This window comes from Stenotrophomonas nematodicola (assembly GCF_009467805.1).
Classification (GTDB): domain Bacteria; phylum Pseudomonadota; class Gammaproteobacteria; order Xanthomonadales; family Xanthomonadaceae; genus Stenotrophomonas; species Stenotrophomonas nematodicola.
The window spans coordinates 720,155-739,478 of sequence record NZ_WIAY01000001.1 but is presented as its reverse complement, the minus strand read 5'-3'; the positions used below and the strand labels follow the sequence as shown (position 1 = coordinate 739,478).

The following is a 19,324-nucleotide window of genomic DNA, read 5'->3' as shown; positions in this document are numbered from 1 at the left end:
AGGCGTATCCTTCGGCCATGCGTCCACCCGTACCCACCTCCGGCTACATGAGCCCCCCACGTCCCGTAGGGTGGGTGCGGCAAGGCGATCGCTGGGGTTTGTGGTGGTGCGGTCGGGAAGTCGCCAGCGTGGCGCCGGATGTTGACGGCGTCATGGTGGTGCTTGCGGCCCGGAAGCTCTGGCAGGACAAGAAGGTGAGGGCGGCCAGTGTTGCCCAAGGGCGTCGCTATGCCGAACGGTGGTGTGCCGCCAGGATTCTGCGAGGTGTCCCGCTCCGCGAGGCTGTGGCGACGCTGGTTGCCACATGCCCGGCAAACGCTGGCGCTCCCGGCGATATGAAGCTGAACGGTGGTTCCTGCGCTCGGGAGCGCCGATTGGCTGTAGCGCTGCCCGCCCTAAAGCTGACCTAATCTGATCCTGAAAACCCCCGCCAGAGGTGAGGCGCGCCAATGGTTTCACGGGGGTGGCTCCTGAAAACGAGAGCGGCGCTATCCCTTGCTGGCATTACTTATCGGTTAGAACTTTTAATCTCTAACTTACACAGTGTCTTCGCTTCTGGTGACTGCCCAAAATCTTGAATGCTCTCCTCTATTCGAATCCAGAGTGGATAGTCTTGTATTTATTGCCATAGATACAGCGATAGTGGACCTCAAGCTCAAACGTCGAGTAGTTCTCACGAATCTTCATTCGGCACGCTTTTTGAGGGCGGTCGGGCGTGGATATTACTAAGCATTTTCTTCCTACCCCGATTACTGAGTTGTTGCTGATGGAGTAGAGCAGGAGGCCTTCAGTGATGCTAGTCCCTGCGGTGAGTAGCTCGCAGCAAGTTTGCATGCCGCTATCGGTGAGCAAGTCTATGGTCTGCCCGTTTGATCTACAAACGAAGCTGTCAACGATTGCTGGGCCTATGCCATCGTTAAATACGGAAAGGAGAGTCCCTTGAGTTCCAAGTTCAAAGTCAAGGATCGGCTTTGCGCTCAGGTGGTATGACCGTCTCTGTAGCCAGCCGAAGTAAAACGATGTGATAAGCGCAAGCAGTGCTACTACTCCGGTTGCGATCGCGATTACGTCTGTTGAACTCAAGGCAGAACTCTCTTTCGCGGCTAGATGGGCTGCAACGACGTTGTTGATGTTCAAGACGTTTCCCCTAGGAGATGCTGGGCCCAGGCGTTCATTAGTAGGGCTCGTTTTTCGATGAGGTGACCGCGCCGATAGGCCGCTTCTGCTTTGTTTCGAATTGCGTGTGCTAATGCCATCTCCACAACCTCATGAGGAAAGTCGGTGGTTTCGGCGGCCCAGTCCCGGAAGCTGGACCGAAAGCCGTGGACCGTGAATGGTAGCCCGAGCCCTTTGGGGGGTGTCTTCTGTAGCAGGTAGAGCATCGCGTTCTCAGACAGCGAGAACGGCGGTTCATTGCGTGGCAGCGGATCAAGGATGTTAAGGGCGGCTTGGGTCAGTGGAACCACGTGTTGCCGGCCTCCCTTCATCCGTCCGGCGGGGATGGTCCAGAGCTTTCCTTTCAAATCGAATTCTGACCAGTCAGCACCTGTGACCTCTTCAGTACGTGCTGCCGTCAGGATCGTGAAGCGCAGGGCGCGGCGTGATCGGGCATCTCGCTGTGCCAGGATCTTCATGAACGCTGGTGTTTGTCCATAAGGCATTGCCGCGTGGTGCTGGGTTTTGCTCACTTTGCTAGGCTTGGGTAGCAGGTTCTCCAAGTGGCCGCGCCAGCGCGCCGGGTTCTCGCCCTCTCGCATGCCATGCACTTTGGCCCAGTCCAAAACACGCTCGATGCGACCGCGCACTCGGGTCGCCGTAACCGTCTTGGCTTCCCATATTGGCCTCAGGCAGGCCATCACGACACGGGTGTCGACCTCGGTGATCGGTATCGTGCGGTTCGGCCCGTAGTCGCGAAGGGATTGCGTCCACTGATCAGCTTGGGCATCGTTCTTCCAACCGGATCGGTGGGATGCAATGTATGCATCGGCGGCCTCGCCGAAGGTCGCGCCAGCAGCTCGGGCAACGCGCCTAGCCGAAATGGGGTCCTCGCCTGCTACGAGCATCTTTCGCTGCTCGAGAGCAGACGCGCGCGCTTCCTGGAGGGATACCACCCCGGCCGAGCCGAGGCCCATCTCTCGTCGGCGGCCGTCGCGCTGATAGCGCAGCACCCAAGATTTGGCCCCGGTAGGACCGACCAGAAGGTACAGGCCCGCGCCATCAGCGTGGTAGCCTTGTTTGATAGTGGTCTGAACGGCGCGCGCGCTTAGCCGATTCGTTGGTCTTGCCATCAGATCTGCCCCATCATTTGCCCCATGCTTGTGGGTGCGATTGTATGAGACAGGATGGTAAGGGTGTGGAGTCGCAACGGCTGATACAACAGGGATTTGCGATCACATGAGACAGCGTGAGATGGCTAAATCGGCCTCCCGCTCCGCCAGTTATGCAGAAGGCCTTCGTACGCAAGTACGAAGGCCTTTCTGTTTGGGCGGCCGCTGCATCACCCGGCAGGTCTCAGTCGGGGACGAAGGCGCGCTCTTCGTACGCGATGCGCTCCAGCCGTTCACCCGTCCACAGCAGATACTCGATCCGGTCGGGATGCCCGTAGCCGTCGTTCTGCGTGACGATCAACAGGCGACTGTCGCGCCGGTGAGCCAAGCGCCCGTTGTTGAGGGTCTGGCCCGGGTGGACCTCGCCACTGACGCGGTCGATCAATACGTATTCGATGCAGCCGCTGCCGCAGCCGGCCAGGTAGACGGTGAAACGGTCCGCGAAGTCGAGGTCGCCGTCCTGGCCGTCGCCGCGCAGGTACATGTCCATTTTCCAGGTCACCCCGTCGTGCGGAGGCCGGGTTGGTGCGAAATGGTCGATCCGGGTCAGTTCGACCGGGTAGTCCTCCAGTTGCGGTGGGGCGGCCGCGACGGCGAGGGCCAGCAGCAGCGATGTCGCAAGCGCGATGTACATCCGTGTTTCTCCAGTCAGGGCATCCAGCGGCGCCAAGCATCGCATGTCCGCAGGCTGTAACATGTGGCTGCCGCGGAAGCGCCCTAGCGCCTTCCTCCCCCCATCTACCTCCAGCCGCCGCCAGAGGATGTCGTTCCTCACTGGAGGCGTTGCCGTGTCCGTTGTCGTGTCCCGTACTGCCCAGGCCCGTTCGGGCCGTATTCCTGCCGAACGTCCGTCGGCACCCTCCCTGTCCCTGCTCACCGTGGCCCTGAGTGGCGTGCTCGGGCTGGGTCTGTTTGCCCCCGCCGCGCAGGCGGAGGAGGCGCCGCCGGAGGATGCTGCTGCCCAGACCCTGCCGACGGTGCAGGTCACCGCCAATCAATTGGGCACAGTGACCGAAGGCAGTGGCTCCTACACGCCGGGCACGATCGCCACCGCCACGCGTCTGGTGCTCAGCCCGCGCCAGACGCCGCAGTCGATCAGCGTGATCACCCGTCAGGAAATGAACGACTTCGGGCTCAATGGCATCGACGACGTCATGAAGGTCACCCCGGGCATCAGCATCGTCACCTACGACAGCGAGCGCACCGAGTACTACGCACGCGGCTTCGCGATGCAGAACTTCCAGTACGACGGCATCCCGATGGCGCGCGATTCGGCGTACTCGGCGGGCAACACGCTCAGTGATACCGCCATCTACGACCGCATCGAGGTGCTCAAGGGCGCGACCGGCCTGCTGACCGGCATGGGGGACCCCGGCGCGACGATCAACCTGGTGCGCAAGAAGCCGACCCGCACGCCGGCCGGCAGTGTCACGCTGGGGGCCGGTTCGTGGGACAGCTACCGGGCCGACGTGGATGTCGGTGGTCCGTTGACCGGGAGCGGCCGCGTGCGCGGACGCGCGGTGGCGGCGTACCAGGACAAGCAGTCCAACGTCGACCATTACCAGCGCAGCAACGAGGTCTTCTACGGCATTCTGGAAACCGACATCGGCGACAGCACGCTGCTGACGGTGGGGGCCGACTACCAGGACAGCGATCCCAAGGGCTCAAGCTGGGGCGGCATTCCACTGCTGGACAGCGCGGGCAAGTTCAATCGCATGCCGCGCTCATTCAACAATGGCGCACGCTGGAGCCGCTGGGGCCAGTACGCCCGCACCGGCTTTGCCACGCTGGAGCACACCTTCGGCAACGACTGGGTCGCCAAGCTGCAGCTCAACCACCAGGTCAACGGTTACGACGCCTCGCTGGGAGCGGCGGCCGGCGGCAATCCCGATCCCGTCACCGGCGAGGGCGTGAGCATGTGGCTGGGCCAGTACATCGGCAAGACCACCAGCAATGCCGCCGATCTGTACGTGAGCGGCCGGTTCGAATGGTTCGGTCGCCAGCACGAACTGGTGGTGGGCGGGAGTGTGTCGCGCAAGCGCTGGGTCAACAACGGGTATTCGCCCCAGCCGGGTTACGTGAGCGACGTTGCCGACTATTACGCCTGGACCGGCGATGTGCCCGAGCCGGACTGGCAGTGGAGCTATGGGGACAACCAGGTCACCCGGGAGAGCGGTGCCTATGTGGTGAGCCGCTTCGACCTGGCCGACCCGCTGAAGCTGATCCTCGGCAGCCGCATCGCCAACTACACATCCCCGGATACCGACGAGAGCGGCGTGGTCGTGCCGTACGCCGGCGTGGTGTACGACCTCAGCCGCACCGTCTCGGTGTTTGCCAGCTACAGCACCATTTTCAAGCCGCAGGGCAACCAGGACGAACAGGGTCGGGTGCTGGACCCGTTGGAAGGGCGCAGCTACGAGGCCGGCCTGAAGGCGGAGTTCTACGAGGGGCGTCTCAACGCGAGCGCGGCGGTGTTCCAGCTGGAGCAGGACAACTACGCGCAGCCCACCGGCGGCAGGACACCGGGCGGTGGCATCGCCTATGAAGGGCTGATGGGCGTGCGGACCAGGGGCTATGAGCTGGAGATCTCCGGTCAGCTCGCGCCGGGCTGGCAGGTCCAGGGCGGCTACGCGCACAAGATCGCGCGGCAGCAGTCCACCAAGGTCTCCACGCTGGAACCGGAAGACCAGTTCAGCGTGCACAGCACCTACCGCCTCACCGGTGCGGGGCAGGGCTGGAGCGTTGGCGGTGGTGCGCGCTGGCAGGGCAGTACGTTCGGCACCATCACCCACCCGGCCACCGGCGGAAGCCAGGTCCATCGCACTGAGCCGTACTGGCTGCTGGATGCGATGGCGCGCTACCAGTTCAACGACCAGCTGTCGGCGACGGTCAACGTCAACAACCTGCTCGACAAGCGTTATTACACGATCTTCAGCTGGTACAGCACCTACACCTGGGGCGAGCCGCGCAACGTGCGCCTGACGCTCAACTACAGGTTCTGATCCGCGCAACGCACGACACCCCGGGCAACCGGGGTGTCGGCGTTTCAGTGGGGGGGATTACAGCGGCAGCTCAAAGACGATCACTTCGGCATCGTTGCCATTCTCCAGCGTGACCTGCGCCTCGTCGCTGATCTGCAGCGCATCACCGGCTTCCAGGGTGATGCCGTTGACCTGGAGCTGGCCACGGGCGACCTGCACATAGGCGCCGCGACGCGGGGCCAGCGGCACGTGCACGCGGTCATCGCCATCCAGGATGGTCGCGTAGATGTTGGCATCCTGGTGGATCAGCAGCGAACCGTCGCGGCCATCGCGCGAGGCGATCAGGCGGAGCTGGCCGCGCTTGGTGTCCCGCGCGAAGTGGGTTTCCTGGTAGCTCGGGGCGATGTTCTCCTGGTCGGGGAACAGCCAGATCTGCAGGAAGTGCACCGCCTCGTCGGCCGAGTGGTTGAACTCGCTGTGGCTGACGCCGCTGCCCGCACTCATCCGCTGCACGTCGCCATAGCGCAGCACCGAGCCGGTGCCCATCGAGTCCTTGTGCTCCAGCGCGCCGCCAAGCACGTAGGAGATGATCTCCATGTTGCTGTGGCTGTGGGTGCCGAAGCCCTGGCCGCCCTGGACGCGGTCTTCGTTGATCACGCGCAGAGGGCCGAAGCTGACATAGCGCGGGTCATAGTAGTTGGCGAAGGAGAAGGTGTGCATGGAGTTCAGCCAGCCGTGGTCGGCCTTGCCACGGGTGTTGCTCTTGCGGATCTGCAGCATGGGAATCTCCTGGGTGTTCGATGGTTTCGATGGCGGTCCGGGGCGGCGGCTGCCGCTCCCTTTCCTGTTGCGGCCAGTATCCGCTTGCGCCACGGACTTGAAAAACGGATAGTTTTGCAAGCCATCATCGAAAAATTCGAATGCTCAAGCTCAGCCTCGATGCCCTGCAGATCCTGGATGCCATCGACCGCCGCGGCTCGTTCGCCGCCGCCGGCAAGGCGCTGCACAAGGTGCCATCGACGATTTCCTACACGGTGTCCAAGCTGGAGGAGGACCTGGGCGTCCAGCTGTTCGACCGGATCGGCCCGCGCGCGCACCTGACCGCGGCCGGCGAGGCGCTGCTGGAGGAGGGGCGGCACCTGCTGCGCGCCGCGCGCGAGCTGGAAATGCGGGTGCGCCGGGTAGCGTCCGGCTGGGAGGCCGAACTGACCGTGGCGGTGGATGCGATGTTCCCCCCGGCGCTGCTGGCCGAGGACGTGCGGGCGTTCACGGCGGTGGCCGAACAGACCCGGGTGCGGCTGGTCAGTGAGGCGTTGTCCGGCACCTGGGAGGCCCTGCTGGACCGCCGGGCGGACCTGCTGGTCGGCGCGGCGGGCGAGGGGCCGAGCGGGGGCGGATACGTGGTCGAGCCGATGGGCGTGGTGCGCTTCGTCTTTGCCGTGGCGCCCTCGCACCCGTTGGCGACAGCGCCTGAGCCGCTCGGACGGGAGGTGCTGGCGGCGCATTGCGCGATCGCGGTGGCGGACTCGGCGCGCCGGCTGCTGCCGCGCACGGTCGGCCTGCTGATGGGCCAGGACACAGTGACCGTGCCCGATACGGCCAGCAAGTTCCGCCTCCAGTGCGCCGGTCTTGGCTTTGGCTTCCTGCCCGAGCCGTACGTGCGTCAGGCGGTGCGCGAGGGGCGGCTGGTGATCCGGCAGGTGGACGAGCCCAAGCCGGATGAAACCTTCTGGCTGGCCTGGCGGACCGGCGAGGAGGGCGCGGGGCTGCGCTGGTGGCGCGAGCGCATGCAGCGGCCCCAGGTGATCGAGGGCTGGTGGCCGACGATGGCGACGTGGCTCGGGCACGGCGCCTGAGCCGCCGGCCAAGCTGAACCGATGGTGCGCTGTCATGCCATCGTCATCCCGGTGCGATAGAGCGCCGGCGGCGCAGCCAGTACGCTGCCCGGCCCGTTGAAGTCCGTCCACGCCCATGAAACGCCTGCTGCTGTTGCTGCTGGCCGGGGCCGGCCTGTGGCTGGCTGCCTGCTCCTCGCTGACCTCGTCCGCGTCCACGTCGCTGAGCGATCGTCTGGTCGCCCCCGGCGGCGTGTCCACGCTGCTGGATACCGCGCGCATCGCCGACGCGGTGGCGTCGGTGCCGAACCGACACGGTTTCGTCACCGGCCGCGCGGGCGTGCCGATCTTCTGGCGGGCGTTCGATCCTGGCCAGTACGGCGCGCGCTACCACTACCTGGCCCAACAGCACGACAACGGCCTGCCGCTGCAGACCGGCCTGCAGCTGGCGGTGCCGCATCCGTTCCGGCCGCAGGCGCCGCGCGGCACCGTCGTGCTCCTTCATGGGTGGATGATGAACGGCGATGCGATGCTGCCGTGGTCGCTGCAGCTGGCGCAGGCCGGCTACCGCGTGGTCACCATCGACCTGCGCAACCACGGTCATTCCGGCGCCGGTCCGGCCGGCTATGGCACGTTCGAATCGGACGATGTGGTCGATGTGATCGGCACGCTGCGCCAGCGCGGCGAAGTCGCGGGTCCGCTGTACCTGTTCGGCGTCTCTTACGGGGCGGCCACGGCGTTGTTCACTGCCGACAAGCTGGGCGACCAGGTCACCGGCGTGGTCGCGATGGAGTCCTTTGCCAATGCCGGCGACGCGATCCGCAGCATGATTCCGCACCTGATGTCGCTGCAGCCGAGTGGCTGGAAGGCGCAGGCGGTGGCCGCGTACGGGCGCTGGCGCTACGGGGGGCAGGACATCGACCAGGTGATCGCCGCCGCCAGCCAGCGGCTGGACCTGGACCTGGACCGCGTCGATGTGGCCCGCGCACTGTCCGGCACGCAGGCCTGCGTCCTGCTGCTGCATGGCCAGGATGACCAGCATGTCCGGGTGGAGCAGGGGCGTCGGCTGGCATCATCCAGTCCGCGCGTGCACTACATCGAGATGCGCGGCGAGGACCACATCACGCTGCCGCTGCGCGTGGATCTGCTGGGCGGTGTGGTGGACGACTGGCTGGCGCACGACGACCCCGCCGGTGGTGCGTGCCCGGCGCCCGCACTGCCGGGCGCGGCGGATCGCCTGGTGATGCAGGCGGTGCGGGTGCAGGCGATGTCGCGCGGATGAGCGTCGCGCGCCGGGTTGCGGGGAGACGGCCAAAAAAAACAGCAGCCGAGGGCTGCCGTTCTTGTCGATGCAATGGTGCGCCCGGAGAGATTCGAACTCCCGACCGCCTGGTTCGTAGCCAGGTACTCTATCCAACTGAGCTACGGGCGCATTTGCATTGTCTGATTGTAGTGCTGCACGCGATGCAGTGGTGCGCCCGGAGAGATTCGAACTCCCGACCGCCTGGTTCGTAGCCAGGTACTCTATCCAACTGAGCTACGGGCGCATGTGCATCGCGTTTTGTACTGCTGCTGCCAACGGCGGCGTTGTCAGCCTGTTGATGGTGCGCCCGGAGAGATTCGAACTCCCGACCGCCTGGTTCGTAGCCAGGTACTCTATCCAACTGAGCTACGGGCGCGTCAACAGGAGCGGAATTATGCGGATCGACGTCGCATTCGTCAACGCTTTTGTGAAGGTCTTCATTCAAATGAATGAAAAAGTGTGTCGGCAACGGCCTCCGGCGCCTTCATCCAGGCGAAGTGGTCGGCGCGTGCGCCCAGCGTGGCGGCGGACAGCACGGTCAGCGTCGATCGTACCTGCGGCAGCTTGGCCAGCAGGCCCTGCATCGACGTTGCCGGTGCCAGCCAGTCGTCGGCCATGATCACCGCCGTCGCCTGGCCGCGGACCGCGCGCATGGCGAGGTCGAGGTCCTGCGCGATGCCCTCGCCGCAGTAGTGGTTGCTCAGGCCCACGCGTGCCCAGTCGCGGATCAGGCCGCGCGCTTCGGTGCCGCCAAATCCCACGCGGCGTCCGTGCAGCACGCCCTGGCGCTGGGCCAGCCACGGCAGGAAGCGGTAGATCAGTGGCAAGGTCCAGCCGCGCGGCGCGGGGAAGGTGCGCCAGTATGGCGTGCCGCTGGCGACCAGCCAGAACCGGGCGACGACGTCCGGGTTGAGTCCGGCGAACGCGCAGGCAAGCTGGCCGCCGAGGCTGTGGCCGCCAATGATCAACGGTGCGCTGCCCTGGGCCTGCACCTGCGCCAGGCTGGCCGGCAGGTCGCGCTGGAGGATCTCGCGGTAGCCCCAGTCCTGCGTGCGCGATGGACGCAGGCTGCTGCTGCCGTTGCCGCGCCACTCATGCAGGTGCACGGCAAGGCCGCGCGCGGCGAGCGCCTCGGCCAGCGGCAGGTAGTGGCGTGCGGCCACGCCCAGTGCCGGCAGCCACAGCAGGCGCGCCTGCGGCGTGGCCGGGCGGCGCACCAGCAGGTCGGTACGATGGCCATCGTCGGACTGCACGGGCAGGGTCAGCGCATCGATCATGCAGGACGCGCCGCGCCGAAGTGATCGATCACCAGCACCTCGCTGCGGCCGGGGTAGTACCCGCTCTGCAGGCCGCGGGCCACGTAGTCGATGGCGGCCTCGCAGGCGTTCGGCACTGACAGCCCCTGGCACAACTGCGCGGCGATCGCCGACGCCAGCGTGCAGCCGGTGCCGTGGGCATCGACCGGCAGGCGCGCGTGGATGAAGTCATCGCGGGTGACGCCATCGAAGTAGCGGTCGATCACGCGTGCGCCCTCGTCCAGATGACCGCCCTTGAGCAGAACGGCGCCCGCGCCGAGCGCCAGCAGCGCACCGGCGGCATCTTCGGCATCGTCGGCGGTGACAATGCGACGCCCGAGCAGCAGTTCGGCCTCCGGGATGTTGGGCGTCAGCAGCGTGGCCAATGGGATCAGGCGGGTGCGCATGGCGTGCAGCGCGCTCTCCTCCAGCAGCCTGGCGCCGCTGGTGGCCACCATCACCGGGTCGAGCACCACGTGCGGCGGGCGGTGTGTTTCCAGTGCGTCGGCAACCCGCCCGATCACCTCGGCGTTGGCCAGCATGCCCAGCTTCACCGCGTGGATTTCGAAATCGGCGAAGCAGGCATCGATCTGCGCCTGCAGGAACTCCAGCGGGGGCACATGGACGGCAGTGACGCCGCGGGTGTTCTGCGCGGTCAGCGCGGCGATCACCGACAGGCCGTGCACGCGATGGGCGGCAAAGGCCTTCAGGTCGGCCTGGATGCCTGCGCCGCCCCCGGAATCGGAACCGGCGATGGTCAGGGCGGAAACGGGAGTGGATGGGCTCATGCGCTGATTGTGCAGTGTTTGCGGCAGCGGTGCTGGCGCGCGCTCAGGGCCGTTGCAGGCGTCGCCATTGTGCGTGCAGCACGTAACCCAGGCCGGTGCCGCCGGTCAGCAGTGCCGGGGCGAGCAGGGCGTCGTAACCAACCCGCAGGAACAGCCAGGCGCCGAGGATGCCGCCGGCGAGGAAACCGCTGACGATCAGTCCGCTGAGGGTCAGGCGACGGATCGGCAGTGGCAGGCCGCGCAGCAGATGTCCCAGCCCGATCCCGAGGTCGGTGAACATGCCGCTGAGATGGGTGGTGCGCACCACGGCGCCGCTGAAGGTCGTGGCCATCGCGTTCTGCAGGCCACAGGCCATCGCGGCGGCGAGCGCACCCCAGATCTGCTGCTGCTTGAACAGCGGAATGGCGATCAGCAGCAGCAGCGATTCCAGCGTCAGCACCACGCCATAGCGGCGGCCGAGCTGCAGGGCGCTGTCCTGCACGATCATGCCGCTGAGCATGGCCCCCAGGCAGAACGCAATGAGCAGGCCCCACAGGTGCCCGACCACACGCCAGTCGCCCTGTGCCAGGGCCATGCCGAGCTGGCTGGTGGTGCCGGTCATGTGGCTGACCGCCTGGTGCTCGAACCCGAGGAAGCCGACCACGTTGACCATGCCGGCCACACAGGACAGCGCGATCGCGCCGACCCATACCCACGTGGGCAGCCGGATGCTCATCGGCCGTGGACGGCGTTGATCACGGGATGCTCAGCGGCCCGCAGGGGGGCCGTTGAACTGCACATCGGAGAACTGGCCGCTGGCCGGATCGAACACCGCGCCCCAGAACTGCGCACCGCCATCGCAGACGCGGATCGCCTCGCGCGCCGGATCGATGTCGCTGCCGTCGGGCAGGTGGAAAGCGTTGAGGTAGATCAGCTGGCGCCCATCGCGTTCGATGCCGACGTACTGGCGATCAAAATCGCCGGCCCTGGGCACGTGCGCCTCCAGCGAAGGCAAGGCGGCTTCAAGCTGCTCGACCTGCTGCCGGCTCGGCGCCCAGTAGCCGGTGACCCGCCCCGGCTCGCGGCCGGGGCTGGTGCGCGAGCAGGTATCCAGCACCTGGGCGGCGATCACCGGGCGGGTGACCACCCAGGACTGGCCGGCCTTGACTGCGGTCGGGATGGTGCTGCCGGGGCGCGTGTTGGACGGCGTGCAGGCTGCCGCCAGCGCAGCAAGCGCCAGCGGCAGGGCGGCACGGGACAGGAAAGGGTTCACAACACCTCCGAGGCGTAGTCAGCCAGGCGCGAACGCTCGCCACGGCGCAGCGTGACATGGGCGCTGTGCGGCCAGTTCTTGAAACGGTCCACCGCGTAGGTCAGGCCCGAGGTGGTTTCGGTCAAGTACGGGGTGTCGATCTGTTCGACGTTGCCCAGGCAGACGATCTTGGTGCCGGGGCCGGCACGGGTGATCAGCGTCTTCATCTGCTTGGGGGTGAGGTTCTGCGCCTCATCCAGGATCAGGTAGCGCGACAGGAAGGTGCGTCCGCGCATGAAGTTCAGCGAGCGGATCTTGATCCGGCTGGCGATCAGGTCGTTGGTCGCCGCACGCCCCCAGGCGCCGCCTTCCTGGGTGTGGGTGAGCACCTCCAGGTTGTCGGTCAGCGCGCCCATCCACGGCGTCATCTTTTCCTCCTCGGTACCGGGCAGGAAGCCGATGTCTTCGCCGACGCTGACCGTGGCGCGGGTCATGATGATCTCGCGGTAACGCTGCTGGTCCATCGTCTGCGCCAGGCCGGCGGCGAGCGCGAGCAGGGTCTTGCCGGTGCCGGCGGTGCCCAGCAGGGTGACAAAATCGATCTCCGGATCCATCAACGCGTTGAGCGCGAAGTTCTGTTCGCGGTTGCGCGCGCTGATGCCCCAGACCGCATGGCTGCCGTGGCGGAAATCATTGACCAGCGACAGGGTGACCTTGTCGCCATCGACCTTGGCCACGCGCAGCTCAACCTCGTCGTCGCCGGGCAGGTAGGCGTACTGGTTGGGATGCCAGCTCTCATCGTCACTGGCGAGGATTTCGTAACTGGTGCGGCCCTTGTCGCTCCAGCTGCGGAGGTTGTCGGTGTGCTTCTTCCAGAAATCCTCCGGCAGCTCGGTGGCGCCGGTGTAGAGCAGGCTGAAGTCGTCCAGCGCACGGTCGTTCTCGTAGTCTTCCGACACGATGCCGGCGATGGCCGCCTTGATCCGCAGGTTGATGTCCTTGGACACGAACACCACCGGGATCTCCGGGATCTGCTCCTTCAGGGCCAGAATCGCACCGAGGATGGCGTTGTCCGGGATCACCGCGCCGAAGCTCTTGCCCGCCTCGAAATGGCTGGTCTGGAAGCGCAGCAGGCCCACGCTCTGCTTGCCGCGCAGCTGCAGGCCGTTCGGGCGCTGCAGCGGGATGCCGTCGGCGAGATTGTCCAGGCCCGACGCCTGCACCAGCTCATTGAGGAAGCGGCTCACCTGGCGCGCATTGCGGCTCGCCTCGGTGGTGCCCTTCTTGCCGTTGTCCAGCTCTTCGATCACCTGCATCGGCAGGTAGACATCATGCTCCTCGAACTTGAACAGCGCGGTTGGATCGTGCATCAGCACGTTGGTATCCAGTACGTAGATGCGCTTGCCTCGGGTCATCGTCATTTCCTGGTGGCAGAACAGGGACAAGCCATCACGGCCTGCGGGGCAGGGTGATGGCCATTGGGGGGTGCCGGGTTGGTCACTGGGTTTTCGCGGCCTTCAGGGCTTCAAGGACGGATGCGGCGTGGCCGGCGACTTTCACCTTGCGCCACGACTGCACGATACGACTGTCGGGTGAGATGAGGAAGGTGCTGCGTTCGATGCCACGCACCTGCTTGCCGTACCTGTTCTTCAGCCGGATCACGTCGAATGCGGTGCATAGCGCTTCGTCGGCATCGCTGATCAGCGGAAACGCGAATCCCTGCTTGGCGCAGAAGGTGTCGTGGGATCTGACCGAGTCGCGGGAGACGCCGAACACGCGCGCATCCAGGCGCGTGAAATCCGGCAGCAGGGCATTGAAATCGATGCCCTCGGTGGTGCAGCCCGGCGTGCTGTCCTTGGGGTAGAAGTACAACACCAGCCACTGGCCGGCGAGTGCGGCGAGGGTGGTGTGTTCGCCGCCGGACAGGGCCAGCGGAAGCGCGAGGGTGGTGCTGTCCAGGGTGTCGCCGTCGTTCATGAGGTCCTTTCCGGATCCTGGGGTGCGTCTACTACAACTGCATGAAACACCGCGCGCTCGTGACGAACGCGCGAAGCCGTCAGAACTTCATCGGGTCCATGATCGCGTCCAGGTTGAGGTGGTCGCAGAACTCGAGGAAATCGTCGCGCAGTGCGGCGATGTGCATGTTGGCGGGCACGCCGATGGTGACCTGTGCGGAGAACATTTCCGCACCGGTCTGCATGGCGCGGTAACGCGTGCTCTGCAGGTTCTCGATGGTGATGCCCTGGCGGTCGAAGAAATCGGCCAGCTGGAACAGGATGCCAGGCTTGTCGGCGGCAATCACTTCCACGATGTAGGGCAGCAGGTTGGACTGCGCCTGCTTGGCACCGGTGCGGTACCAGACCAGCTTCAGGCCTTCCTCGCGCTCCAGGCGGGTGAGCATCGCTTCGAGCTTGGCGACCGAGTCCCACGAGCCGGTGGCCAGGGCGGTGACCGAGACATCACGGCCCACGGTGGCCAGGCGCGCGTCGACCAGGTTGCAGCCACTATCGGAGATCCGCCGGGTCACGGGCAGCAGGGGGGACTCCGGATGCGTCGTATAGGCGTTGATCAGGAGATGGTTTTCGGTCGGCGCAGGCCGCGGCGTGGTGTCGGTCAAGGTGGTTCCGGTAATGCAGGGTGAGTCTGAACGGCACCGGCGACGGCCCGTTCACCTGGGTCCAGCATACTTGCCCGCGCTTTCGACCCGCAAGTAACATGCAAAGTACATCCGGCCGGCGTTTAGCCCGGTCCGCCTCCCTCTCTCTTCAGAGCATCGTTTCCTTGTCCCTTTCCGGTCTCATCACCGCGCTGGCGACGCCTTTCCAGGCTGACGGCGCATTGGATCCCGACGGTTGGCAGCGTCTGCTGCACCTGCAACTGGAGGGTGGTGTCCGCGGTGTGGTCGTGGCCGGCTCGACCGGCGAAGCGGCCACCCTGTCCGACGACGAATACGACCTGCTGCTGCGCAGCGCGGTCAAGGCCGTGGGCGGCCGCATCCCGGTGCTGGCCGGGACCGGGTTGTCGGGAACCGCCAAAACCATCGAGCAGACCCGCCGTGCAGCCGCCAACGGCGCCACCCATGCGCTGGTGGTGACGCCGCCGTACGTGCGCCCGACCCAGGCCGGCCTGATCGCGCATTACCGTGCGGTCGCCGACCAGGGCGGCCTGCCGGTGGTGCTCTACAACGTGCCGGGGCGGACCGGTTGCGACATGTTGCCGGAGACCGTGGCCGAACTTGCCCGGCATCCGAACATCGTCGGCATCAAGGAAGCGGTGGGCGACACCGGCCGCGTCAACGCGCTGCTGGCGCTGCGTTCGCCCGACTTCGCCATTCTCAGTGGCGATGACGGTACTGCCGCGCGTTCGATCCTGTCCGGCGTCGATGGCCTGATTTCGGTGGGTTCCAACGTCCTGCCCGGTGCATACCGCCGCATGTGCGACCTTGCCGCCGCCGGCGAGCGCGAGGCGACCGAGTCGTGGGATGCACGACTGGAGCCGTTCCATGAATTCTGCGGTGTGGAATCCAATCCGATCCCGGTGAAGGACCTGCTGCGCCGGATCGGCATCGGCGACGGACTGCGTCTGCCCCTGCTGCCCTTGTCCGAAGCCCACCATGCCGCCGCCGGACATCTGGCCAGCGACATCGGCGCGCTCGAAGCACTATCCAGCCACTGATCGACAGTGGCCTGACCCAGGAGATTCATATGCGTCAATCCGTTTCCGCCATTCGCGTGCTGTCCTTCGCGATTCTGGCCACCGCTACCCTCGTGGGCACCACCGGCTGCTTCAAGCGCGGCGCAAAGGGCGACTACGCGCTGGCGCCCGAAGTGCGTCCGCTGGAAATCCCGCCGGATCTGACCGTGCCCAGCACCACCGGCGGCGCGCAGGTGCCGGCATTGGCCTCGCAGGCGGTCAAGCCGGCCCCGGCGGCGTCCGCGCAGGCGCCGGCCAACAATGCCGGCTTCACCGTGGCTGGCAGCAAGGAAGACGTGTTCGCCAGGCTCGGCACCGCCCTGGAGTCGGTTGACGGCGTGAAGATCGCCAGCAAGGCCCAGCTGCTGGGCTCCTATGACGTGGCCTACGAAGGCAGCGACTTCCTGGTGCGCGTGGTGGCCGTGGATGCCGGCGCGTACATCTCGGCCGTTGACCCGCGGGGCCTGCCGGCTACCGGCGCTGCCCCGGTCAAGCTGCTGGGTGAGCTGAAGGCCAAGCTGGCACCGTAAGGTGCCGGCCGGTGAGGCCGGGCGCTGCCCGGCTGCACCCGGCGGTGGTCGAAAACAAAAAAGGCGCCGTGGGCGCCTTTTTTCGTTACCGCTCCAGCAACTTGAGCTTGTCCGGCTTGCCGTCCCACTCGCCGGCATCGGCGGGTGGGTCCTTGCGCACGGTCAGCACCGGCCAGGCCTTGGCCAGCTCTGCATTGAGCTCCACGAACACTTCCTGCCCGGCGGGCACGTCGTCTTCGGGGAAAATGGCGTTGACCGGGCATTCCGGCTCGCAGAGGGTGCAGTCGATGCACTCGTCCGGGTCGATCACCAGGAAGTTGGGACCCTCATGGAAGCAATCCACGGGGCACACTTCCACGCAATCGGTGTGTTTGCACTTGATGCAGTTTTCGGTGACGACAAAAGGCATGGCTGGATCTGAATCCGACAGTGAGCCGGACAATTCTAGAACAGGTTGGCCGCTGGCGCGGGATTCGATCTCACTTGGGCGTGCAACCGCCCGCGCACGCGGCGCCGCTCACCAGCGGAACGGGGTGTCGGGGAGGCCGGCGATGCCGGTGTCCACGGCGAACACGCTGCCGGCGTGCGGGGCGGCGGCGAGTTCGTCGGGGCCGTAGTCCAGGCGTGAGCTGGTGACCATCAGGCGGGTCAGGTCGGGCCCGCCGAATGCCACGCAGGTCGGGTTCTTCACCGGCATCGGCAGGATCCGGTCGATGCGGCCATCGGCGCCATAGCGCACCACCCGCGAGGCGCGCCACTGCGCGTTCCAGAGCCCGCCCTCCGCGTCGATGATGGCGCCATCGGGTTCCCAGTGCGGCGATTCCAGCGATGCGAAGCGGCGCGGATGGCGATAGCGGGCGCTGTCGGCGTCGTAGTCGCAGCACCACAGCTCCGGCCGCACCGAATCGCAGTAGTACAGGGTGCCGCCGTCGGCGCTGAAGCAGATCGCGTTGGGAATCACGACGCCGGGCAGGCCGAGATCGCGCAGGCCGTGGCGCGCGCTGTACTGGTAGAAGCGACCCAGCGGCGCTTGCGCCGGATCTTCGTTCATGGTGCCGAAGACCAGGTTGCCGGCGCGGTCGGTGCGGCCATCATTGCTGCGGGTGCTGGCCACCTCGGGCTGCACATCGGCCAGCCAGTGCAGGGTGGGCTCGCCATTGGCGGTGTCCAGGTCCATCCGCTGCAGGGATCCGGCCAGAGCGAGCAGCAACTGGCCATCCGCGCCCTCGGCCAGGCAGCCGGGACGGTCCGGCAGCGCCCACTGGCGACGGGCGTCGGTAGCGGGGTGGTACTGCCACAGGCGTCGTTCGCTGATGTCCACCCAGAACAGGCATTGGCGACGGGGCGACCACAGGGCGCCTTCGCCGTGGGTGCAGCGGCTGTCGACCAGCAGGGTGGGGATGTGGGGGTGGCGGGGAGCGGTATCCGTCATCGGCTCGGGGGTGGGGAGCAGGGGCCCTGCATTCTGCCATTGCAGGCAGGTGCTGCCTGGGCCGGGGGCATGCGGCGGTGCACGATTGCACCGCCGCCGGCGACCCGGCCAAGATGATGGCTGCCGGTGGACAGCAGGGGGCGGGAACAGTGTGACGGCGCAGCGTAGCGGGCGGCGGGAGGCCCGCGAGAACCGCATCACCCTGTCCGCGCCGGGCTGATCCACGTTCTTCCTTTTCCTTCCGGATGCGCCCATGTCCACTGCGTCAGCCACCCTCGCCACGCGCGGGGAGAACACCGCCTTCATTGTTCTGATCAGTTGCGTGGCCACCATCGGTGGCTTCCTGTTCGGTTTCGACAGCGGCGTGATCAACGGTACCGTCGACGGCCTCAAGCAGACCTTCCACTCCAGTGAAGCCGGTATCGGCTTCGAGGTGGCCTCGATGCTGCTGGGCTGTGCGATCGGCGCGTTCTTCGCCGGGCGGCTCGGCGACCGCCTGGGTCGGCGCGGGGTGCTGATCATCGCTGCGGCACTGTTCCTGTTCTCGGCGCTGGGGGCGGGTGCGGCACACAGCTCGCTGGTATTCATCATCGCGCGGGTGATGGGCGGCTTCGCGGTCGGCGCGGCGAGCGTGATGTCGCCGGCCTACATCGCCGAGGTGGCCTCGGCGCGGTACCGGGGCCGGCTGGCCACGGTGCAGCAGATGGCCATCATCGGTGGCCTGTTCTGCGCGTTCCTGAGCAACTACCTGCTGGCGCGGGCGGCGGGCGCCTCCACCGAGGCGCTGTGGCTGGGCCAGGCGGCCTGGCGCTGGATGTTCTGGATGCAGGTGCTGCCCTCGCTGCTGTTCCTGGCCCTGCTGATGGTGATTCCGGAGAGCCCGCGCTTCCTGGTGGTCAAGGGCCGCCGGGAAGCGGCGCTGGCGGTGCTGACCCGGCTCTACGGAGCGCAGGAGGCGCGGCTCAAGATCACCGAGATCGAAGGCTCGCTTGCCCAGGACCAGCACCGCCCGCGCTTCTCCGACCTGCTCGGCAAAACCACGGGCCGGCTGCGCCCCATTGTCTGGGTCGGGATCGGCTTGGCCGTGTTCCAGCAGCTGGTCGGCATCAATGTGGTGTTCTATTACGGCGCGGTGCTGTGGCAGGCGGTCGGCTTCTCGGAGAACGACGCGTTGCTCATCAATGTGCTGTCCGGCGGGCTCAGCATCGGCGCCTGCCTGCTCACCGTGGTGCTGATCGACCGCATCGGCCGCCGTCCGCTGTTGTGGATCGGCTCGGTGGGCATGGCGGTGTCGCTGGCGCTGATGGTGGTGGCCTTCTCCAGCGGGACGCTGATGGACGGCCGGCTGCAGCTGTCCGATGCGATGGGCAGGCTGGCGCTGGTGGCGGCCAATGCCTACGTGGTGTTCTTCAACATGTCCTGGGGCCCGGTGATGTGGGTGATGCTGGGCGAGATGTTCCCCAACCAGATCCGGGGGTCGGGCCTGGCCGTGGCCGGGGCGGCGCAGTGGACCTCGAACTTCGCCATCACCGTGACGTTCCCGATGCTGCTGGCCGGCATCGGCCTGGCCGGCGCCTACGGCATCTATACCGCCGCAGCGGTGGTGTCGATCTTCTTCGTCCTGCGCTATGTCAAGGAGACCAAGGGCAGGGAGCTGGAGCAGATGGAAGGCTGACGGGGCGGCCGGACGCCGGGCCGCCCCGTGCGGCCTGGCTGGCGCGGGCGCGGCGGGCGGCCCAACGCAAAAACCCCGCCGGAGCGGGGTTTTTGGCTTTTCTGCGCGACGACTGGTGCTCCCTAGGGGACTCGAACCCCTGTTTTAGCCTTGAGAGGGCCACGTCCTAACCTCTAGACGAAGGGAGCAGGCTTTGTCGCGAACTGCGCAGCGCGCTAGTATATTGACCTAGAT

19 protein-coding genes and 4 tRNA genes are annotated in these 19,324 nt (G+C 66.4%); 6 read left to right on the top strand and 17 right to left on the bottom strand.

Annotation, left to right across the window (positions count from 1 at the left end; genetic code table 11):
* Positions 1 to 588: 588 nt before the first annotated feature.
* The 3 genes from GDJ08_RS03290 to GDJ08_RS03280 form a co-directional block, all read right to left on the bottom strand.
* Positions 589 to 1,137, bottom strand: coding sequence for a hypothetical protein (locus GDJ08_RS03290; protein WP_153164276.1), 549 nt, complete (start codon positions 1,135 to 1,137; stop codon positions 589 to 591).
* Complete coding sequence (locus GDJ08_RS03285) at positions 1,134 to 2,288, bottom strand: tyrosine-type recombinase/integrase (RefSeq protein ID WP_153164275.1); 1,155 nt, start codon at positions 2,286 to 2,288, stop codon at positions 1,134 to 1,136. Before GDJ08_RS03285 ends, GDJ08_RS03290 begins: the two co-directional genes overlap by 4 nt.
* Before the next feature lie 223 nt (positions 2,289 to 2,511).
* A complete protein-coding gene (locus tag GDJ08_RS03280; protein ID WP_017357637.1) occupies positions 2,512 to 2,961 on the bottom strand; it encodes a hypothetical protein in 450 nt (149 codons plus the stop codon).
* A gap of 199 nt (positions 2,962 to 3,160) precedes the next feature.
* Here GDJ08_RS03280 and GDJ08_RS03275 point away from each other — a divergent pair, with 199 nt between their 5' ends.
* On the top strand, positions 3,161 to 5,329 hold the full coding sequence (locus tag GDJ08_RS03275) for a TonB-dependent siderophore receptor (RefSeq protein WP_484600337.1): 2,169 nt from the start codon (positions 3,161 to 3,163) through the stop codon (positions 5,327 to 5,329).
* Between the two features lie 57 nt (positions 5,330 to 5,386).
* Here the strand turns inward: GDJ08_RS03275 and GDJ08_RS03270 are convergent, their stop codons facing one another.
* Positions 5,387 to 6,088, bottom strand: coding sequence for a pirin family protein (locus tag GDJ08_RS03270; RefSeq protein WP_153164274.1), 702 nt, complete (start codon positions 6,086 to 6,088; stop codon positions 5,387 to 5,389).
* 140 nt (positions 6,089 to 6,228) lie between these two features.
* Here GDJ08_RS03270 and GDJ08_RS03265 point away from each other — a divergent pair, with 140 nt between their 5' ends.
* The gene (locus tag GDJ08_RS03265; protein ID WP_017357634.1) at positions 6,229 to 7,164 is read left to right on the top strand and encodes a LysR family transcriptional regulator; all 936 of its coding nucleotides are present in this window, start codon (positions 6,229 to 6,231) and stop codon (positions 7,162 to 7,164) included.
* Between the two features lie 115 nt (positions 7,165 to 7,279).
* Positions 7,280 to 8,425 carry an alpha/beta hydrolase gene (locus GDJ08_RS03260; protein ID WP_136006401.1) on the top strand — a complete coding sequence of 382 codons (1,146 nt, stop codon included), beginning with the start codon at positions 7,280 to 7,282 and terminating at the stop codon, positions 8,423 to 8,425.
* 73 nt (positions 8,426 to 8,498) lie between these two features.
* Here the strand turns inward: GDJ08_RS03260 and GDJ08_RS03255 are convergent.
* From GDJ08_RS03255 to GDJ08_RS03210, 10 genes are all read right to left on the bottom strand, one after another.
* Positions 8,499 to 8,575, bottom strand: a tRNA-Arg gene (locus GDJ08_RS03255).
* Between the two features lie 38 nt (positions 8,576 to 8,613).
* Positions 8,614 to 8,690, bottom strand: a tRNA-Arg gene (locus tag GDJ08_RS03250).
* Positions 8,691 to 8,745: 55 nt separating this feature from the next.
* Positions 8,746 to 8,822 (bottom strand) — tRNA-Arg (locus GDJ08_RS03245).
* Positions 8,823 to 8,883: 61 nt separating this feature from the next.
* Positions 8,884 to 9,723 carry an alpha/beta hydrolase family protein gene (locus tag GDJ08_RS03240; RefSeq protein ID WP_136005834.1) on the bottom strand — a complete coding sequence of 280 codons (840 nt, stop codon included), beginning with the start codon at positions 9,721 to 9,723 and terminating at the stop codon, positions 8,884 to 8,886.
* A complete protein-coding gene (thiD, locus tag GDJ08_RS03235) occupies positions 9,720 to 10,529 on the bottom strand; it encodes a bifunctional hydroxymethylpyrimidine kinase/phosphomethylpyrimidine kinase (RefSeq protein WP_017356708.1) in 810 nt (269 codons plus the stop codon). The genes GDJ08_RS03240 and thiD overlap by 4 nt, the downstream gene beginning before the upstream one ends.
* Positions 10,530 to 10,572: 43 nt before the next feature.
* Positions 10,573 to 11,244 (bottom strand): YoaK family protein, encoded by a 672-nt coding sequence (locus GDJ08_RS03230; RefSeq protein WP_017356707.1) that lies wholly within the window; start codon positions 11,242 to 11,244, stop codon positions 10,573 to 10,575.
* A gap of 30 nt (positions 11,245 to 11,274) precedes the next feature.
* Complete coding sequence (locus GDJ08_RS03225) at positions 11,275 to 11,781, bottom strand: hypothetical protein (RefSeq protein WP_153164273.1); 507 nt, start codon at positions 11,779 to 11,781, stop codon at positions 11,275 to 11,277.
* Positions 11,778 to 13,175, bottom strand: coding sequence for a PhoH family protein (locus GDJ08_RS03220; RefSeq protein ID WP_153164272.1), 1,398 nt, complete (start codon positions 13,173 to 13,175; stop codon positions 11,778 to 11,780). Before GDJ08_RS03220 ends, GDJ08_RS03225 begins: the two co-directional genes overlap by 4 nt.
* Positions 13,176 to 13,257: 82 nt before the next feature.
* Positions 13,258 to 13,737 (bottom strand): peroxiredoxin, encoded by a 480-nt coding sequence (locus GDJ08_RS03215; protein WP_153164271.1) that lies wholly within the window; start codon positions 13,735 to 13,737, stop codon positions 13,258 to 13,260.
* Positions 13,738 to 13,816: 79 nt separating this feature from the next.
* Positions 13,817 to 14,377: a glycine cleavage system transcriptional repressor gene (locus GDJ08_RS03210; RefSeq protein ID WP_017356703.1), complete on the bottom strand. Its 561-nt coding sequence runs from the start codon at positions 14,375 to 14,377 to the stop codon at positions 13,817 to 13,819.
* A gap of 164 nt (positions 14,378 to 14,541) precedes the next feature.
* On the opposite strand from GDJ08_RS03210, the gene dapA reads away from it, so the two are divergent.
* The gene (gene dapA, locus GDJ08_RS03205; protein ID WP_017356702.1) at positions 14,542 to 15,435 is read left to right on the top strand and encodes a 4-hydroxy-tetrahydrodipicolinate synthase; all 894 of its coding nucleotides are present in this window, start codon (positions 14,542 to 14,544) and stop codon (positions 15,433 to 15,435) included.
* Positions 15,436 to 15,464: 29 nt separating this feature from the next.
* On the top strand, positions 15,465 to 15,983 hold the full coding sequence (locus GDJ08_RS03200; RefSeq protein WP_017356701.1) for a hypothetical protein: 519 nt from the start codon (positions 15,465 to 15,467) through the stop codon (positions 15,981 to 15,983).
* Between the two features lie 85 nt (positions 15,984 to 16,068).
* On the opposite strand, the gene fdxA is transcribed toward GDJ08_RS03200, so the two are convergent.
* Both fdxA and GDJ08_RS03190 read right to left on the bottom strand, forming a co-directional pair.
* Entirely contained in the window at positions 16,069 to 16,392 is a 324-nt protein-coding gene (fdxA, locus tag GDJ08_RS03195; protein WP_017356700.1) for a ferredoxin FdxA, read from the bottom strand.
* 108 nt (positions 16,393 to 16,500) lie between these two features.
* Positions 16,501 to 17,436 (bottom strand): SMP-30/gluconolactonase/LRE family protein, encoded by a 936-nt coding sequence (locus GDJ08_RS03190; RefSeq protein WP_423669064.1) that lies wholly within the window; start codon positions 17,434 to 17,436, stop codon positions 16,501 to 16,503.
* 232 nt (positions 17,437 to 17,668) lie between these two features.
* On the opposite strand from GDJ08_RS03190, the gene GDJ08_RS03185 reads away from it, so the two are divergent.
* Entirely contained in the window at positions 17,669 to 19,090 is a 1,422-nt protein-coding gene (locus GDJ08_RS03185) for a sugar porter family MFS transporter (RefSeq protein ID WP_136005841.1), read from the top strand.
* 113 nt (positions 19,091 to 19,203) lie between these two features.
* On the opposite strand, the gene GDJ08_RS03180 is transcribed toward GDJ08_RS03185, so the two are convergent.
* Positions 19,204 to 19,278: transfer RNA gene (locus GDJ08_RS03180), tRNA-Glu, on the bottom strand.
* Positions 19,279 to 19,324: the final 46 nt, after the last annotated feature.

Excerpts from the sequence above, each read along its gene's own strand:
- GDJ08_RS03185 (WP_136005841.1), top strand. The coding sequence starts at position 17,669 with ATGTCCACTGCGTCAGCCACCCTCGCCACGCGCGGGGAGAACACCGCC.
- GDJ08_RS03280 (WP_017357637.1), bottom strand. The coding sequence starts at position 2,961 with ATGTACATCGCGCTTGCGACATCGCTGCTGCTGGCCCTCGCCGTCGCG.
- thiD (WP_017356708.1), bottom strand. The coding sequence starts at position 10,529 with ATGAGCCCATCCACTCCCGTTTCCGCCCTGACCATCGCCGGTTCCGAT.
- GDJ08_RS03265 (WP_017357634.1), top strand. The coding sequence starts at position 6,229 with ATGCTCAAGCTCAGCCTCGATGCCCTGCAGATCCTGGATGCCATCGAC.
- GDJ08_RS03215 (WP_153164271.1), bottom strand. The coding sequence starts at position 13,737 with ATGAACGACGGCGACACCCTGGACAGCACCACCCTCGCGCTTCCGCTG.
- GDJ08_RS03230 (WP_017356707.1), bottom strand. The coding sequence starts at position 11,244 with ATGAGCATCCGGCTGCCCACGTGGGTATGGGTCGGCGCGATCGCGCTG.
- GDJ08_RS03200 (WP_017356701.1), top strand. The coding sequence starts at position 15,465 with ATGCGTCAATCCGTTTCCGCCATTCGCGTGCTGTCCTTCGCGATTCTG.
- fdxA (WP_017356700.1), bottom strand. The coding sequence starts at position 16,392 with ATGCCTTTTGTCGTCACCGAAAACTGCATCAAGTGCAAACACACCGAT.
- GDJ08_RS03220 (WP_153164272.1), bottom strand. The coding sequence starts at position 13,175 with ATGACCCGAGGCAAGCGCATCTACGTACTGGATACCAACGTGCTGATG.
- GDJ08_RS03285 (WP_153164275.1), bottom strand. The coding sequence starts at position 2,288 with ATGGCAAGACCAACGAATCGGCTAAGCGCGCGCGCCGTTCAGACCACT.
- GDJ08_RS03270 (WP_153164274.1), bottom strand. The coding sequence starts at position 6,088 with ATGCTGCAGATCCGCAAGAGCAACACCCGTGGCAAGGCCGACCACGGC.
- GDJ08_RS03260 (WP_136006401.1), top strand. The coding sequence starts at position 7,280 with ATGAAACGCCTGCTGCTGTTGCTGCTGGCCGGGGCCGGCCTGTGGCTG.
- GDJ08_RS03240 (WP_136005834.1), bottom strand. The coding sequence starts at position 9,723 with ATGATCGATGCGCTGACCCTGCCCGTGCAGTCCGACGATGGCCATCGT.